Origin of the sequence: Novosphingobium sp. PhB165, from assembly GCF_004341845.1 — a bacterium.
Classification (GTDB): Bacteria; Pseudomonadota; Alphaproteobacteria; order Sphingomonadales; family Sphingomonadaceae; genus Novosphingobium.
In genome coordinates this window covers 437481-453034 of the sequence record NZ_SLVB01000004.1, presented here as the reverse complement: position 1 = coordinate 453034, position 15554 = coordinate 437481, and the positions used below count along the sequence as shown (strand labels likewise).

General features: G+C 65.7%; 11 protein-coding genes. 2 read left to right on the top strand and 9 right to left on the bottom strand.

Features of this window, described 5'->3' with window-relative positions; genetic code table 11:
• Positions 1-77 precede the first annotated feature (77 nt).
• Together EDF56_RS13690 and EDF56_RS25940 are read left to right on the top strand one after the other, a co-directional pair.
• Entirely contained in the window at positions 78-2162 is a 2085-nt protein-coding gene (locus EDF56_RS13690; protein ID WP_132388261.1) for a protein-disulfide reductase DsbD domain-containing protein, read from the top strand.
• A 59-nt stretch (positions 2163-2221) separates the two neighbouring features.
• Positions 2222-2377 (top strand): hypothetical protein, encoded by a 156-nt coding sequence (locus EDF56_RS25940; RefSeq protein ID WP_165912187.1) that lies wholly within the window; start codon positions 2222-2224, stop codon positions 2375-2377.
• A gap of 46 nt (positions 2378-2423) precedes the next feature.
• Here the strand turns inward: EDF56_RS25940 and EDF56_RS13685 are convergent, their stop codons facing one another.
• The 9 genes from EDF56_RS13685 to araD1 form a co-directional block, all read right to left on the bottom strand.
• Positions 2424-4478: a discoidin domain-containing protein gene (locus EDF56_RS13685; protein ID WP_132388259.1), complete on the bottom strand. Its 2055-nt coding sequence runs from the start codon at positions 4476-4478 to the stop codon at positions 2424-2426.
• Between the two features lie 163 nt (positions 4479-4641).
• Positions 4642-7473: a TonB-dependent receptor gene (locus EDF56_RS13680; RefSeq protein ID WP_132388257.1), complete on the bottom strand. Its 2832-nt coding sequence runs from the start codon at positions 7471-7473 to the stop codon at positions 4642-4644.
• 491 nt (positions 7474-7964) lie between these two features.
• Entirely contained in the window at positions 7965-9383 is a 1419-nt protein-coding gene (locus EDF56_RS13675; RefSeq protein ID WP_132388255.1) for a glycoside hydrolase family 43 protein, read from the bottom strand.
• A gap of 105 nt (positions 9384-9488) precedes the next feature.
• Positions 9489-10505, bottom strand: coding sequence for an arabinan endo-1,5-alpha-L-arabinosidase (locus tag EDF56_RS13670; protein ID WP_132388253.1), 1017 nt, complete (start codon positions 10503-10505; stop codon positions 9489-9491).
• A gap of 2 nt (positions 10506-10507) precedes the next feature.
• Positions 10508-11140, bottom strand: a complete 633-nt coding sequence (locus tag EDF56_RS13665) for a 2-dehydro-3-deoxy-6-phosphogalactonate aldolase (RefSeq protein WP_132388251.1) — start codon at positions 11138-11140, stop codon at positions 10508-10510.
• Complete coding sequence (locus tag EDF56_RS13660) at positions 11137-12021, bottom strand: 2-dehydro-3-deoxygalactonokinase (protein ID WP_132388249.1); 885 nt, start codon at positions 12019-12021, stop codon at positions 11137-11139. The genes EDF56_RS13665 and EDF56_RS13660 overlap by 4 nt, the downstream gene beginning before the upstream one ends.
• Positions 12018-13595, bottom strand: a complete 1578-nt coding sequence (locus EDF56_RS13655) for an alpha-L-arabinofuranosidase C-terminal domain-containing protein (RefSeq protein ID WP_132388247.1) — start codon at positions 13593-13595, stop codon at positions 12018-12020. Before EDF56_RS13655 ends, EDF56_RS13660 begins: the two co-directional genes overlap by 4 nt.
• Positions 13596-13617: 22 nt before the next feature.
• Positions 13618-14544 carry a Gfo/Idh/MocA family oxidoreductase gene (locus tag EDF56_RS13650; protein WP_132388245.1) on the bottom strand — a complete coding sequence of 309 codons (927 nt, stop codon included), beginning with the start codon at positions 14542-14544 and terminating at the stop codon, positions 13618-13620.
• A 3-nt stretch (positions 14545-14547) separates the two neighbouring features.
• Complete coding sequence (araD1, locus tag EDF56_RS13645; RefSeq protein ID WP_132388243.1) at positions 14548-15552, bottom strand: AraD1 family protein; 1005 nt, start codon at positions 15550-15552, stop codon at positions 14548-14550.
• Between the last annotated feature and the right edge of the window lie 2 nt (positions 15553-15554).

Genomic DNA, 15554 nt, shown 5'->3' with positions numbered 1-15554 from the left:
GGGCGCAGATGCTGGCAGGACCGGATCGCCCGAACCACACAAGCTCGGCCGCAACCCTCGGCAACTACGGGAGTTTCATGAAAACGCGCCGCTACCGCCTCTCCGTGACATTCCTGTGTCAATTGCTGGTACTGCTGCTCGTGCCCTTTGCGGCTCAAGCCCAATCCGGCGCCGCTCCCACCCATATTGCCGCCGAACTGGTTGCCGGCCCCACCGCCGCGCCGGGGGGCGAGACCACGATCGCCATCCACATGAAGCCCGAGGCAGGCTGGCACGGATACTGGTCGAACCCGGGCGATGCGGGTTTCGGCATGCAGCTCGACTGGACGCTGCCCGAAGGCGCGAAAGCAGGCGCGCCGCGCTATCCGGTGCCGCAGACACTCGTCGTCTCGGGCCTGATGAATCACGTTTTCGAGCATGACTATGCGCTTCTGGTGCCGGTCACTCTGCCCGCCAACGCCGCGCCGGGCAGCCGCCTGCCGATCCGGCTCGCCGCCCAGTGGCTGGCCTGCACCGAGCAGATCTGCGTGCCCGAACGCGCCGAACTCGCGGTGGAAGTGCCGGTGGGCGGCATCGGTGCAAAGACTGCCTCCGAGGATCCGCGCTTCACCGAATGGACGCGCCGCCTGCCCGCCCCGCTCGACGCCGCCGGCACTTTCGCCATCGATGCGAAGGCCGTGCGCATCGCCATTCCCCTGCCCGCGACCACGCCGCTGGAGGGACCGCATATCTTCGTCGGCGAGGACAAGCTGGTCGACTACGGCGCCGCCCAGACTTTCGCGTGGAACGGCAACCAGCTGATTGTCACTATCCCGCGCGCCAAACTCGATCCGCAGACCACCGGGACCCTGACCGGCGTGCTGCGCCTCAACGCGGCAGGCGACGGCATCGCCTTCACGGCAAAGCCCGGTTCCGTGCCCACGGGCGGCACACCGATTGGAGCCAGTTCGGAAGGCAGCGCCGCGCCTTCGCTGGCACCTCTGCCCCTGCTGCTGCTGGCGGCGCTGGCGGGCGGCCTGCTGCTCAACGTCATGCCCTGCGTCTTCCCGATCCTCAGCCTCAAGGCGCTGAGCCTTGCCCGCGCGGGCGAGAGCGAGAGCCATGCGCGGATCGAGGGACTGGCCTATACGGCGGGCGTCGTGCTCGCCTGCCTCGCGCTCGGCGGCGTCTTGCTGGCGCTGCGCGCGGGCGGTCAGGAAGTGGGCTGGGCCTTCCAGTTGCAGGAGCCTTTGGTGGTGGTCGCGCTGCTGCTGCTGGCGGCCACGATCACGGCCAACCTGCTGGGTCTGTTCGAACTGACCGTGCCGGGCTTCGTCTCGGGTGGATCGCCGTCCAGCTTCACAAGAGGCGCCTTCGTCACCGGCCTGCTCGCCGCTTTCGTGGCAACGCCCTGCACGGGGCCGTTCATGGCGAGCGCGATGGGCGCAGCTCTGCTGCTGCCGGTCCTGCCCGCCATGGCGCTGTTCGCCGCGCTCGGCCTTGGCATCGCGCTGCCGTTCCTGGCCGTGGCCTTCATCCCGGCGCTGAGGAAACGCATGCCGCGCCCCGGCAAGTGGATGGTGACGTTCCGCCGCTGGCTGGCGCTGCCGATGGGCCTTACGGCGCTGGCGCTGGCATGGCTGACGTGGAAAGTCGGCGGGCCGTGGTTCACGGGCCTTGCGCTGCTCGCCCTTGTGCTGGTCCTGGCGGCGCTCTTCGTGATGGGCCGGACCCAGCGCAAGGGCGGCTCCGCACGCCCCGCCGCCAGCGTTGCCGTGCTGGTCGCGGCCCTTGCCCTTATCGTGCTGCCGCAGCCTGCCCCGCCGTCCGCGTCGGTAAACTCGCTGCTCGATGTAAAGCCCTTCAGCGAGAAGGCGCTTGCCGAGGCCCGCGCCTCGGGCAAGCCCGTCTTCGTCTGGATGACGGCCGACTGGTGCCTCACCTGCAAGGTCAACGAGGAAGTCGCCATCGAGCGCGCCGATACCAAGGCCGCGTTCGACAAGGCGGGCGTCGTCGTGCTGCGGGGGGACTGGACGCGGCGCGATCCGGAGATCACCCGCTATCTCACCGCGCAAGGTGCCGCCGGCGTGCCGCTTTACATGTGGTATGGGCGGGACGGGAAGGCCGTGCAGCTTCCGCAAGTGCTGACGCCGGAACTGCTGGCGAACGCCGCCGGGGGCTGATCCGCAACGCCATCAGGCACGAGACCGGACATTATCGGGTCTCGTGCTTGAACATTCCCATGAACAGCACCGTGCACACCACGTGGACCGATGCCACCCCTGCCAGCCACTGGGGCATCACCAACGAAAGATCGACGAAGGAAGAGACCCCCGCGATCAGCGAAGCGAATGGATATCCGTGCGACATGAGGGATAGAGGCCTCAATCGCGGTTAATTCCGGATCGAAATCTGCGGTTTACCCGTTGGTAAGGTTAAATATTTCAGTCAGCGAAGGCTTTCAGCTCGGCGAGGCGAATGGCCTTTCCGTTCGCCGGGCTCATCGTCACGCGCAGGCGTTCCGCAGTGATCGGCGACCACGAAAGCCGGGTCACGCCGTTGGCAAGCGGCTTCGCAGCGGGCGCGGCGACCTGCTGCCACTTCCCGTTCGTCCACGCCTCCACCCGCACCTTGCGCGGAGCCGCGAACTTTGCGCCATCGGCGAAGAAGGCCAGTTCGGTACTGCCGAGCGTCACCGGCTTGCCGAAGTCCACCGCGTACCACTGGTCCGCCTTGCCCGCTGCCGAATCCCAGCCATTGGGCAGTTCGGGATAGAACCATGCGCGGCCGTCGATGGCATCGTGCAGGTTCTCCGCCTCGGTGCCGGACGACGCCGAAGCCATCGGATAGTTGCCGCGCACCAGCTGCACGGCGAGATCGGTCTCGCGCGCGATGGGCGCATTGGCCTTGCGGGCCAGCGGAACCTCGATGCGGCCGAGATCGTCGCGATGGGCGAGTTCGGTGCCGTCAACCGAGACCGTCAGGCCCTTGTGGCCATAGCGCTTGCCATCGGCGTCCCAGGTCACCGAAACCTCGTGCCCGTGATAGGGCACGCGCTCGATGTGGAACCAGCCCAGCGCCTGCGCGTCCGTCGCGGCGGGCAGCAGCGGGTTCACGTCCAGCACGTCATCCGCGCGCGGGCGGATGCCGACGAGGCCGGTCATGATCAGGTCCAGATAGCCCGAGTGGAAGTAGTGATGACTGCGATCCAGCCCAACGATGGGCTTGCCGGTCTCGGGATCGTAGTCCTCCTCGAGATCGAGCCTGCCGCCCTGATAATGCAGCTGCGTATATTGGCGCAGCATTCGCATATAGTCGCTGCGCGTGACCGGCCCGCGATCGTCGTAATGATCGAGCAGATTGGCCATCGCGGTCAGCACTTGCGTCGTCTGGTAGGGCCAGATCGGGCCGTTCCACTGGCACTCGCGCGCATCGCCCAGATAGCGATATTGGCGCATGTAGTACTCATAGCCCTTCTCGACCGTGCGCATGCCCGCCTTGCCGGCAAGGCCGTTCGGATCGAGCAGATGCGACCATGCCGAGGCGTACTTCGCGTCATCGGGAACGAGGTCGAACATCCACGGCAGATAACCGACCAGTTCGCGATTGCGGATCGGATCCCAGTATTTCGCGAATTCGTCGTTGACCTGATAGCGGTCGACGAAGTGGCCCAGCGAGGGGTTCCACAAGTCCTGTAGGACATGCGCGCGCAGGGCTTCGGCCCGCTCGGCATATTCCTTGGCCATTGCGGTGTCGCCCGCCATCTCCGCCATCTTCGAAAGCGCGCGGGCATTCGCGAACATGTAGCTGTTGATCGAGGGCCGGAAGGAATCCCCGCCCCGGAACCCGTCCTTGCCGCCCGAGGCATCGATCGAGGAGACGGTGTATTCGGTCGCATCGAGCAGCGGCTCGACGAAATAGAGCCCCTTGGAAAAGTCGAACTTCTCGTCCCACAGGCGGTAGATGTGCCGCATCGTCTTGAGATGCGCGAGCAGCGCCTGCCTGTCGCCATCGACGAGATAACGGCCCCAGACCGAGTCCGCCATGTAGTCGGTGAAGTGGCGGTCGTTGCCGCCTTCGTACATGAAGTTGACGTAGTCGTCGGTGAAGCGTCGGTCGTTCAGCCAGCGCCCTTCGGCGATGTGGAAGCCGCTGGCGTCGTTGAGGCTGGCGAAAGGCTCGCGCTGCCAGCCCACATCATCCGCGAATTCGGTGGTGATGTAGCCCTGCGCGCCAAGGTCGCGCTGGTGCGCGCGGAACAGGCCCCAGCGGTAGTAATAGACCGCATCGATCTTAGGATCGGCGCTTTCGAAGAAGGGAATGCGCTGCTGGTACCAGGCGGCGTCGTTACCGAAGCGGGCCTTGGCGATGGCGGCAATGTCCAGCTTTGCTGCCGCGTGTGCGGCAACGGCAACCGGAGGTCGATCGGCGGCTGGCGGACTGGCCGCCGTGGCAAGAAGCGCCGCGGTGGCAAGGACAGTCCGTAGATTTCCGCGCATCGTTACCCCTTCATGGTCCGGCGGGTTCATCGCCAGCGGGCGTCAGGCAGCAATTTTCTGGCAAAAACAAGAGCGGCCGGTCCCCGGAGTGATGTTGGGAGAGAAACCCCGGGAACCGGCCGCCCGTGGCAAACCGCGATGCCTCACGGCCTGCCCTTAGCGATTAGAACTTGAAGCGAACGCCGGCCGCGAACGTGCGATCGATCAGCAGCGTGCTGGAGTTCATCGTGACCGGACCGCCCGCAGTGTCGTACTTGTAGTAGTTCTGCTGCTTGGACTTGGTCAGGTTGGTGGCATCGAAGGTCAGGCCGATGTCCTTGGTGATGCTCCAGGTGATCTGCATGTCGAGGCTGTCCTCGGGCTTGCGCCACATGCCGATCGGGTTGGCGAATGCGCGGGCCTCGTTGTTGTTGAGGAAGCCCTTGCGCCACACGTACGACAGACGTGCACCGATCGGACCACGCTCGTAAGCCAGCGTCGCGTTGTACGAGAACTTGGACACTGCGAAGAACGCCGACTTGGTCAGCACGGTGTTACCCAGGCTGTCGGTTTCGGGGATCGTCTGTTCCGAATCCAGGATCGTCGCGCTGCCCTGGAAGCCAAGGCCGTTGAGGACGCTGGGCAGGTAGGTCGGGAAGTACGTCAAGCCGATTTCCACGCCCTTCAGCACGCCGTCCGATGCGTTGGTCGGGCGGGTAACCTGGAAGTAATCGGTGGCGGTGCTGCCGACGATCGTGTTGTTCGGAATGTACTCAAGCGTCGTGAGCGGAACGACCAGACCCTTGATCTCGCGGCGGAAGCCGGTGACGTAGAGCGCGCTGTTGCGTTCGAAGTACCATTCCAGCGCAAGGTCGTAGTTCTTCGACGTCGTCGCCCGCAGGTTCGCGTTACCCGCAGAGCCGGTACCGAAGCCCAGACCCGACAGGTCGCCCGTGAGCGAGACGTTCGGGTTGAGATCGCCGAACGCCGGACGGCGCAGCGTCTCGCCGTAGTTGAAACGCAGGCGCAGGGTCGGCGTGATCTCGTAGCGGGCAGTGAAGCTCGGCAGGAACTTCGCCTGACCGGTCGAAACGCCCGTCCGTGCATAGCCGTTGTAGCGATCGAAGTAGTCGTAGTCGGTATCGACGGTGACAAGGCGCACGCCGCCTTCGACCATCAGCGGGCGACCGAAGATGTCGATCTGCCCATCCGCCATCAGGTAAGCCGCCAGGGTGACTTCGTTGATGTCGAATACGCGGCCGAACGACATCTGGTCGGACAGCAGCAGGTTCGGGTTGGTCGACTGATACAACGAACGGATGGCGTCGGCATTCTTGTACAGCGCCGGACCGTTAGCCAGCACCCAGCTGGTCGGCACGTCGGCCTGACCATCGAAGAAGCCGCTGTTGGTGAAGCTGTAGCCGTCACCCAGCGAAGCCAGCGTACCGGCCGGTGCGCTTGCGCTCTGCTCACGCACGAAAGTGCTGGCGCTGCGGTTGTCGTAGCGGAAGCCCGCCTTGATGCGGCGCAGGAAGCCTTCGTCCCAGTCGTAGTGACCGTCGAGCTGGAAGGTCCAGGCGCTGCCGGTGCTCTTGTTGCCGTTGTCGAACAGATCGCCAAGCGTCCAGGCGCTGGGATCGGTCAGCATCTTGGAGTTTTCGAAGCTGTAGGAAGGGATGCCGCCGCCCGCGTTGAAATCGACGTTGATATCCATCAACGGGCGATTGGTGCGCATGGCGAAGAACGAGGTTTCGTTCTTGCTGTCCTGATACGTCAGGTCAGCCGTGATCTTGCCGCGCGCGCCGACGTCCCAGTCCGCGTTCAGGGCGTAAACGTAGCTATCGGTCCTGTTGGTCGAATAGTCGGCGCTGTTGAAGCCGGCCACGTCACCGACCTGGCGCGACTTGATGATATTCGTGCCGTCATAGAGTTGGAACGTCGACCCCGGATCGGTGCCGAGATCCTGCCACCAGTCGACGTAGCTGAACATCATCGAATTGAAAGTCGTGCCGCGGAAGCCCGAGTAATAGAATTCGGCGGTGTAGGTCGAACGGTCGTTCGGCGCCCACTGGAACGCTGCGTTGATCGACGGACGCTCACGCTTGCCATAAAGGTCGGTGCTGATCACGGCGTCGCGCGACAGGTAGTACGGCACATCGACGCCGTCGATGCTCAGCGTCGAACCCGGCGTGGTGGGCAGACCTGCGTTCAAGCCCGGCGTCCAGTAAGGGTTGTTCGGATCCGTGTTCGGGAAGATGCGCTGCAGCGGCGTGAGCCAGGTGCCCGAGGGCGGATTTTCGGTGGCGAACGGCACCAGCGCGCCGGCCTGCACGTTCATGTTGCGATACTTGGCGCGCGTGTAGCTGCCGTTGATCAGGAAGCCCATCTCGCCGATGCCGGTTTGCCAGCGGTCGCTGACCAACAGGGCCACGTTCGGATTGAACTTGTCCGCCAGCTCGCTGTAGACGCCGCGGGCGAGGCCCGAGATGGTGAAGCCGTCGAAGTCGAACGGACGGCGCGTGGCGACGTCGATCTGGCCGGCAAGGCCGAATTCGAGCTGGTCGGCCGAGCGGGTTTTGTAGACGTCGATCTGCTTGACGAGGTTCGCCGAAACGTCCTGCAGCGCGAACGAAGTACCCGCAGCGGTGAAGATGTTGCGGCCGTTCCAGGTGGTGACGGGATCGGACAGACCACGGATCGTGATCGTGGCGGTTTCGCCGCCTGCGCGGTCGGTCACCTGGATGCCGGTAACACGCTGCAGCGCCTCGACAACGTTGTTGTCGGGCAGCTTGCCCACGTCTTCGGCCACAACCGAGTCGACGATCTGGATGTTGTTCTTGCGGCTGTTGATGGCGCCGACGATCGAGGCGCGCACGCCGGTGACGACAATATCGTCAGCATTCGGCGCGGCATCATCAGCGGCGGCCTGCGGTGCTGCATCCTGTGCATGAGCGACGCTGGCGAGGCCGAGCGCGAGAATGGATGCCGTACAGAAAGCAAATGGCTTGAGCGCCATGGATCAACCCTCCCATGTGGGGCTGGCCCATACCATGCCCCTTCCGATTACTCAGACTAATTATTAGTCGGACTAATCAGGCGCAAGCATAAAAACGGTAGTGCTGCAAAAATGCTGAAACAACTGTGGCACAATGGCCGCAGGAGCCATCATCCGGCGAGACAGTGTACGGCTCCGGTCTCTGCGCCCGGAAAGGCGCAGAGACCGGTTGTCCGACTTTTAAAGGATCAATCGACCTTCCAGGCGCTCGCGGCGTCCTTGCCGGGGGCGAGGCGCAGGCCGTCCGGAGCGATTGCCAGCGACTTGGACGGATCGGTGGCCGAAACGAATCGCACGGCGCCGCCGCCGGCACTGGTCCGGCGGAACTTCTCGAGCCCGGTGCCGCGCGGGGCGATGGAAACCGAACCGTCCGCCGTGGCGACGAGGCAATGGTCGGCTCCGGTCTCTGCGCCCGGATGGGGGCAGAGACCGGTTGTCCGACTTTTAAAAGATCAATCGACCTTCCAGGCGCTCGCGGCGTCCTTGCCAGGGGCGAGGCGCAGGCCGTCCGGAGCGACTGCCAGCGACTTGGATGGATCAGTCACCGAGACGAATCGCACGGCGCCGCCGCCGGCACTGGTCCGGCGGAACTTCTCAGGCCCGGTGCCGCGCTGGGCGATGGAAACCGAACCGTCCGCCGTGGCGACGAGGCAATGGTCGCGCAGGAGAATCGGCGAGAGCGTCACCGTGCCTTCGCCCGCGTCTTCCACGCGGAACTGCGTCTGCGGCAGCGGCACTGCGGCGCTCGTCATGCGCGTGCCCTCATGTGCCATGTAGGTGCCCGGGCGGGCGACCGAGATGAAGCGATCGGGCATCGCGCCATTGCCCACCGGCACGCCGAAATCGGGATTGCCCGAGGCGTCGAAGTAGAGGCGCTGGACGCGGGTGTGGCGGTCCGGGTTGAACAGCGGGTCGCCCTGGATCGCCTCGTAATCGCGGCCGTGATAGACCAGCAGCGGGCGGCCTTGCTCGTCCACGGTGAAGCTGTTGTGGCCGGGGCCGTAGACCGAGGTCGCGGTGTTGGTGGTGAAGACCGGATGTTGCGACTTGGTCCAGAGGCTCGCGTCCATCAGGTTCGCTTCGGCGTCGATCGACAGCAGGCCAAGGCAGTAACGCGCATCGGTGGCGCTGGCCGAATAGGTCATGAACAGCTTGCCCGCGTGTTCGATCACGGCGGGCGCCTCGTTGACCTTGTAGCCCCGGATTTCCCAGTCGAGCGTCGGCACCGACAGGCGGGTCGGCGCGGCGGCCAGCGTCAGCGGGCCGGACATCGGCGCGATGTAGAGGTTAGAGTTGGTGTCGATCCCCGCCTCGCGCTGGGCCCAGGCGAAGTAGCGCGTGCCGCGATGGACGAAGCTGGTGGAATCGAGGTTGAAGCTGTCCGTGGGCAGCTGGAACTGGCCGGCGATCTTCCAGTTGCCGGTCATCGGATCGGGTCCGTCGCAGACGATAGCGAAGGTGCGGATGCGGAACACGTCCTCGCCGCCGCCGCTCGGCCCGGCCGCGAAGTACATGTACCAGCGGCCATCGATCAAGTGCAGCTCGGGCGCCCAGATGAAGCCGGACATCGGGCCGGAGGCTTCATGGCGCCACAGCACGCGTTCCTCGGCCGTCGAGAGACCGGCGACGGTCTTCGAACGGCGCAGCACCAGACGATCGTACTCGGGCACCGAGCCCGTCAGGTAGTAATAGCCGTCGTCGTGGCGGAAGACTTGCGCGTCGGCGCGCTGCCTGACCAGCGGATTGACGGGAACGGGCGCGCCGGTCGCGGCGGGGGCCGAGCCGAGCGCGTTCTTGCCGGCAGACGTGCAGGCCATCGGCAGCATCGCGGCCCCGGCAGCAAAGGCGCGGCGCGAAAGGGGAAAATTCATGGGGGTCCTCTTCCGTGATTTCGTTTCGTTGCGGTGTCCCGGTCGCACCCCCCGGGCGGGAAAAGGACACCCCGGCCCGAAAGCCGGGGTGTCAGCTGGTGGGTCTCAGTATTGCGCCACGGGCCAACCGTCGGCTCCCCAGACCAGCGGCGCGATGCGCAGCGTGGGGCGGCCCTGGTTGTCCTTGTCGTAGGCGTGGTAGGCGAGGTAGGTCGTGCCGTCCTTGTCGGTGAAGGCGCCCGCATGGCCGGGGCCGCGGAAGCGGTGCTTCTCCTCCAGATCGGCGCGCAGCAGGATCGTGCCGCCGCCCTGCATCATGTCGCTGCCGTCCTTGCCCTTGTAGGGCCCGGTGATCTTCTTCGAGCGCGAGATGACGGTGTAATAAGTGCTGTTCGCGCCCTTGCAGCAATAGTCATAGGACGCGATCAGGTAATACCATCCGCCGTGCGGGATGATGAACGGGGCCTCGATCGGGGCCGGGCCGCCGGCAGGGGCAGGACGGCGGGCGATCGAATAGGGCTCAGTGCCCGGGGCCACCTTGCCGGTCTTCGGATCGAGCGGGAACAGCTTGATTCCACTCCAGAAGCTGCCGAGCGTGAGCCACTGGCGACCCTGATCATCCTGCACAAAGTTCGGGTCGATGGCGTTGAAGTCATCGTCATGGGTGGACATGACGACCAGCCCCTGATCCTTCCAGCCATACCCCTTGGCCTTGGGATCGAGCGTCTTGCTGGTCGCAAGGCCGATGGCCGAGCGGTTCGAACCAAAAGTCGAGACCGAGTAATAGAGCCGGTATTCGCCGTTCACGTAGGAGATGTCCGGCGCCCAGATGCCTTCGGTGCCCGGAACCGCCTGCTTGGCCCAAGCCGGAATCTCCGCAAAGACGGAGCCTGCGTCCTTCCAGGCCTTCAGGTCCTTCGAGGTCTTGATACCGACATAGCGGCCCACGGTCGAGAAGACGTAGTAAGTGTCGCCCTCGCGGATGATGACCGGATCGTGGACCACGAGGTCCCCGGTCATCTGCGAGTTGAGCGTCGGTGCGCCATCGGTCTGTTGGGCGCCGACGCTGCCGGTCAGGCCCAGCGCAGCGAGACCCAGCAGGAACGAGAACTTGCGGATCATGCTCAGCCCCCGGCCGCGTTCCATGCGGCGATGATCTCGGCCGCCTTGGCGCCGACCGTCGCGGCATCGAAGCCGGGCTTGTAGAGGCTGCCGCCCACGCCAATGCCGTAGACGCCCGCCGCGCGGTATTCCGCGACATTGGCAGCGCCGACGCCGCCCACGGCCCAGACGCGGCTGTGCTTGGGCAGCACTTCGCGGATCGCCTTGATGTAGCTGCTGCCCAGCACCGAGCCGGGGAACAGCTTCAGGTCGCTGGCGCCTGCCGCCACGGCGGCGAAAGCCTCGGTCGGGGTCAGGAAGCCGGGGAGGACGTCCATGCCCAGTTCGATCGAACGCTTGATGACGCCCGGGTCGACATTGGGCGAAACCATGAAAGTGCCGCCGACGCCGGCCAGCGTCTCGGCAAGATCGGTGCCGATCACGGTGCCGCCGCCGATGGCCGCGCGGTCACCCAGCGCCTCTACCATGGCGCCGATAGAGCCGGCCGGATCGGGCGAGTTGAACGGCACTTCGATGATGCGCACGCCGGCTTCCACCAGCGCTTCGCCGATGGCGACCGCTTCATGGGTCTGGATGCCGCGCAGGATCGCAACAACGGGTGCATGGCCTGCGGCCAGAACGTCTTCGATCTTCATGCCTTCTGTCCTTTCGCGATGGCGAGCCCGGCGAGGACCGCCGCATCGCCATCGATCTTGCGCGAGGTGCAGCCACGGGCCGCCAGCGCGCGATCATAAAGCGCGGAAAGCGCCGGGTCGCCGATCAGCACTACCGAAATGCCGGTAGGCACTTGCGCGGCGACTTCGCCGCCGATCAGCAGACCGGAGATATAACCGCGCGACCAGTCTTTCGAGCGTCCATCGAGCATCCGCGCGGCGCGGGCTTCGAACAGGGCGCCGGTCAGCGGTTCTTCGCAGCGGTCGAGGCCACGGGCGAAGCCGTCGTCGAAACTGCCTTGTCCCGGCGTGTCCGGCCCGGTCAGCGTAGATTGACCGGCCAGCAGCGCGAACAGCTCGCCGGTCGGGTGGGTACGGAAGCCGACGATGGTGCCGTTCACCACCGAGACCCACTTGCAGTGGGTGCCCGGCAGCGCGATCAGATGCTCGCCCACGGCAAGTTCGGGGTGAAGCGCGAGGGCGCCGAAGACTTGCGCCTCCTCGCCCCGCATCACTTCGGGCACGCCCTCGGAATCCTTGCAGCTCAGCCCCGGCAGCACCGAGACCGGAACGCCGGCCACTTCGAGCCGGGTGCGCGAGGAGAGCCACTGGCCCGCATCCGCCGGGCAGGCCGCATAGCCTGCCGCGACGAGCGCACCCGGTGCGCCGGCCATGCCGCACAGCACGACTTCGGACAGCGCCCCTTCCGCCTTCCAGACGTCCAGCCTTTCAGCCAGCGCGCCCTCGGCATTGCCGGCGAGCGCGCCCGGCCCATCGAGCCGGGCGTCGACATCGGCACCATCCATGCGGAACAGCCGCAGGCGGGTAGTGCCCCAGTCACCAAGGACGTGCTTCACGCTCATTGCAGTTCGAGCACCACGACCGACTTGGCCGGCAGGGTGACGACAAGATTGCCGCCCTGCACGCTCGCGCCCGAGAACGCCTCGGGCTTCACCACGCTGGGTGCGTCGAAGGTGTTGTGTGCATTGATCGCCGAAGCCGTCAGGATCTTGCCGGTGACGGCGCCTGCCGAAACGCCGTCGAGCTTGATCGTCACGGTGTTCGACTGGTTCGGATCGAGGTTCGACAGACCCACGTGGATCTTGCCGTCCTTGCCCTTCACCGCCGAGCCGCTGACGGCGGGCATCGTGAACTCGTCCTTCGCATACCACGGCGACTTGATCTGGATCGGCAACACCGTCGCATCCTGCCACGGCTTGTACATGTCGAAGACCCAGTAAGTCGGCGTCAGCACCATCTTGCTGCCGTCGGTCAGGATCATCGCCTGCAGCACGTTCACCATCTGGGCGATGGCGGTCATGCGCACGCGGTCCGCATGCTTGGCGAAGATGTCCAGATGGACGGAGGCGATCAGCGCATCGCGCAGGGTGTTCTGCTGGCGCAGGAAGCCCGGATGCGTGCCCGGATCCTGAGCGTACCAGGCGCCCCATTCGTCGACCGCGAGGAAGACCTTCTTCGCCGGATCGTACTTGTCCATGATCGCCGAGTGCTTGGTGATCAGTTCGTCCATCCGGCGCGCTTCGTTGAGCGTATCGGCCCAGCCGCGCTCGTCGAAATTGACCGGATCGGCCTTGGGCGGCCAACCGCCTTCGGGCAGCGTGTAATAGTGGAGCGAGAGGCCGTCGACGTTACCGCCGGCGACGCGCATCATCGTCTCGGTCCAGTTGTAGTCGTCGACATTAGCGCCCGAGGCGACCTTGAGGATCTTGGTGCCGGCCGGCGCCTTCACGAAAGTCGCATAGCGGCGCGTCTCGTCGGCGGCGAATTCGGGGCGCATGTTGCCACCGCAACCCCACAGCTCGTTACCAACGCCGAAGTAGGCGACGTTCCACGGTTCCTTGTGGCCGTTGCGCGCGCGTTCGTCGGCCAGCGAGCCGGCGGGCGCGGTCATGTATTCGACCCATTCGGCCATTTCGCGCGGGGTGCCATCACCGACGTTGCCGGCGATATAGGCTTCCGCACCGACTTGGCGCAGCAGTTCGAAGAATTCGTGGGTGCCCACGGCGTTGGGCTCGGTCACGCCGCCCCAGTGGGTGTTGACCTTGACCGGGCGCTTGTTCGGCGCGCCGATACCTTCACGCCAGTGGTATTCGTCGGCGAAGCAGCCACCGGGCCAGCGGATCACCGGCACCTGCAGTTCACGCAGCGCGGTGACGACGTCGTTGCGGAAGCCGTTGGTGTTCGGAATCTTGCTGTTCTTGCCGACCCACAGGCCGCCGTAGATCCCGGTGCCAAGGTGCTCGGCGAACTGGGTGAACACTTCCTTGTGGTAAACCGGGCCGGGCGTGTCCGCTTCGATCGTCGCGGTGGTCGGCTGGCCGTTGGTATCGGCATGGGCCACCGTCGAGACCGTGCCTGCGAGCGCAGTGGCGCTCAGCAGGACGGCAGCGGTGGTGCGGCGAATCGCCTTCAACATTTCTTGTCCTCTCCCGGGAAAATCAGTCGTGGAATTCTTCGACGAGTTCGCGCTTGCCGCGCAGGAATGCGTCGGCGACGAGGCGCAGCGGCGCGATGTCCACATCGCTGCGGCCGCCACGGATCAGGTTGGCGAAGCGCGCGTAGAGGCCGGGATATTCCATGTCCTCATTGTGCTCGGTGCCGGTGGGCAGGGTGAGCACGGCGCCGCCATTGGCCAGCTTCAGCGTTCCCGCGTCGGTCTCGACAATGATGTCCCACGACTGTGGGCCGGTCTGGCGCCAGTCGAGGTCCATGTGGATTTCGGCCCCTGCGGTATCGCGGAACTCGATATCGGCGGCGATCGGCGCGGCGCGGTTGGCCGGCAGGCTGAGCGTGGCATCCTTCAGGAAGAACGGACGCGGCATGATGTGCGTGGCGATCGACAGGGCATTGATGCCCGGATCGAACACGCCAAGGCCGCCCGGCTCCCAGATCCAGTCCTGACCCGGATGCCAGACGCGCACGTCCTCGCGCCAGATGATCTTGGCGCTAAGGATGGTGCGCTCTGCCAGCCAGGCGCGGGCCGGGGCAACGCCGGCGGCGTAGCGCGAGTGCCACGATGCGAACAGCGTCGCGCCCACCTTCTCGGCGCGGCTTTCCAGCGCGGCCACTTCGGCCAGCGTGGCGCCCGGCGGCTTTTCGAGGAACACGTGCATGCCCTTCGACAGCGCCAGCGCAGCCAGATCGTAACGGACCTGCGGCGGGGTGCAGAGCGCCACCGCGTCGATGGCCGGGCCGTTCTCGATCAGGTCTTCAAGGCTGCTGAAGTGCGGGATGCCTTCAGGGCCGCGATGGTGCGGGCTGACCGTGGCGCCGAGGCTGAAGTTCGGGTTGCCTTCGATCGCGGGAATGTGCTGGTCGCGGGCGATCTTGCCCACGCCAACGATGGCAATGCGGATCGGATCCATGGCTCAGAGCGCCTTCACGGTCATGGTCGCGGCGGCCGGAGCGGCAGCGCGGGCGAGCGGGTTGGCGACCGGCAGGGTGAACGGCGCGGCCGAGATCTCGAACACATCGCCTTCCTGCGTCGTCACGCCGTCGCTGAACGAGAGCGTGGCGGTGCCGAAGAAGTGGACGTGCACGTCGCCGGCACGGCGGAACAGGTCGTACTTGAAGTGGTGATGCTCAAGGTTCGCGAACGTGTGCGACATGTTCGCCTCGCCCGAGAGGAAGGGCTTTTCCCAGATCGTTTCGCCATCGCGCACGATCTTGCTGGTGCCTTCGATCTTCTCCGGCGGGGTGCCGAGCAGCAGTTCCGGGCCAAGCGCGGCCTGACGCAGCTTCGAGTGCGCAAGCCAGAGGTAGTTGTGACGCTCAGTCACGTGGTCCGAGAACTCGTTGGCGAGCGCGAGGCCAAGGCGATAAACATTCCCGTCTTCGCCGACGAGATAGATGCCCGCCAGTTCGGGCTCTTCGCCGCCGTCCTTGGCGAACGCGGGCATGGTCAGCGCTTCGCCGGGGCCGACGAGCAGCTGGCCGTCGCCCTTGTAGAACCATTCCGGCTGCTGGCCTTCGGTGCCGGCAGCGGGCTTGCCGCCTTCGAGGCCTTCAAGGAACATGCGCATGGAATCGGTGACGTGCTCACCCGAGGCGGCGGCGGCGTGCATCTTGTTGCGGCCTTCGGCCGAGCCAAGGTGCGTCAGGCCGGTGCCGGTCATCAGCAGGTGTGCGGAATCGTCGTGGTCGATCGGGGCCAGCAGAGTGCCGGCCGCGAATTCGGCCGCGATGTCGACCGCTTCGCCCGCAGCGCAAGCCTTGGCGGCCTCGGCCAGCGTCACGCCTTCGGCGATGGCGCGCTGGGCGAGTTCGCGGGTGGTGGTGACGCCCTGAAGGAAGTGGGCGGCATCGCCCTCGGCAAGGATAACGGAGCGCACGCCGTCGGGCGCGCGATGCTGGAGCAGGCGAAGGTAAGTCATGG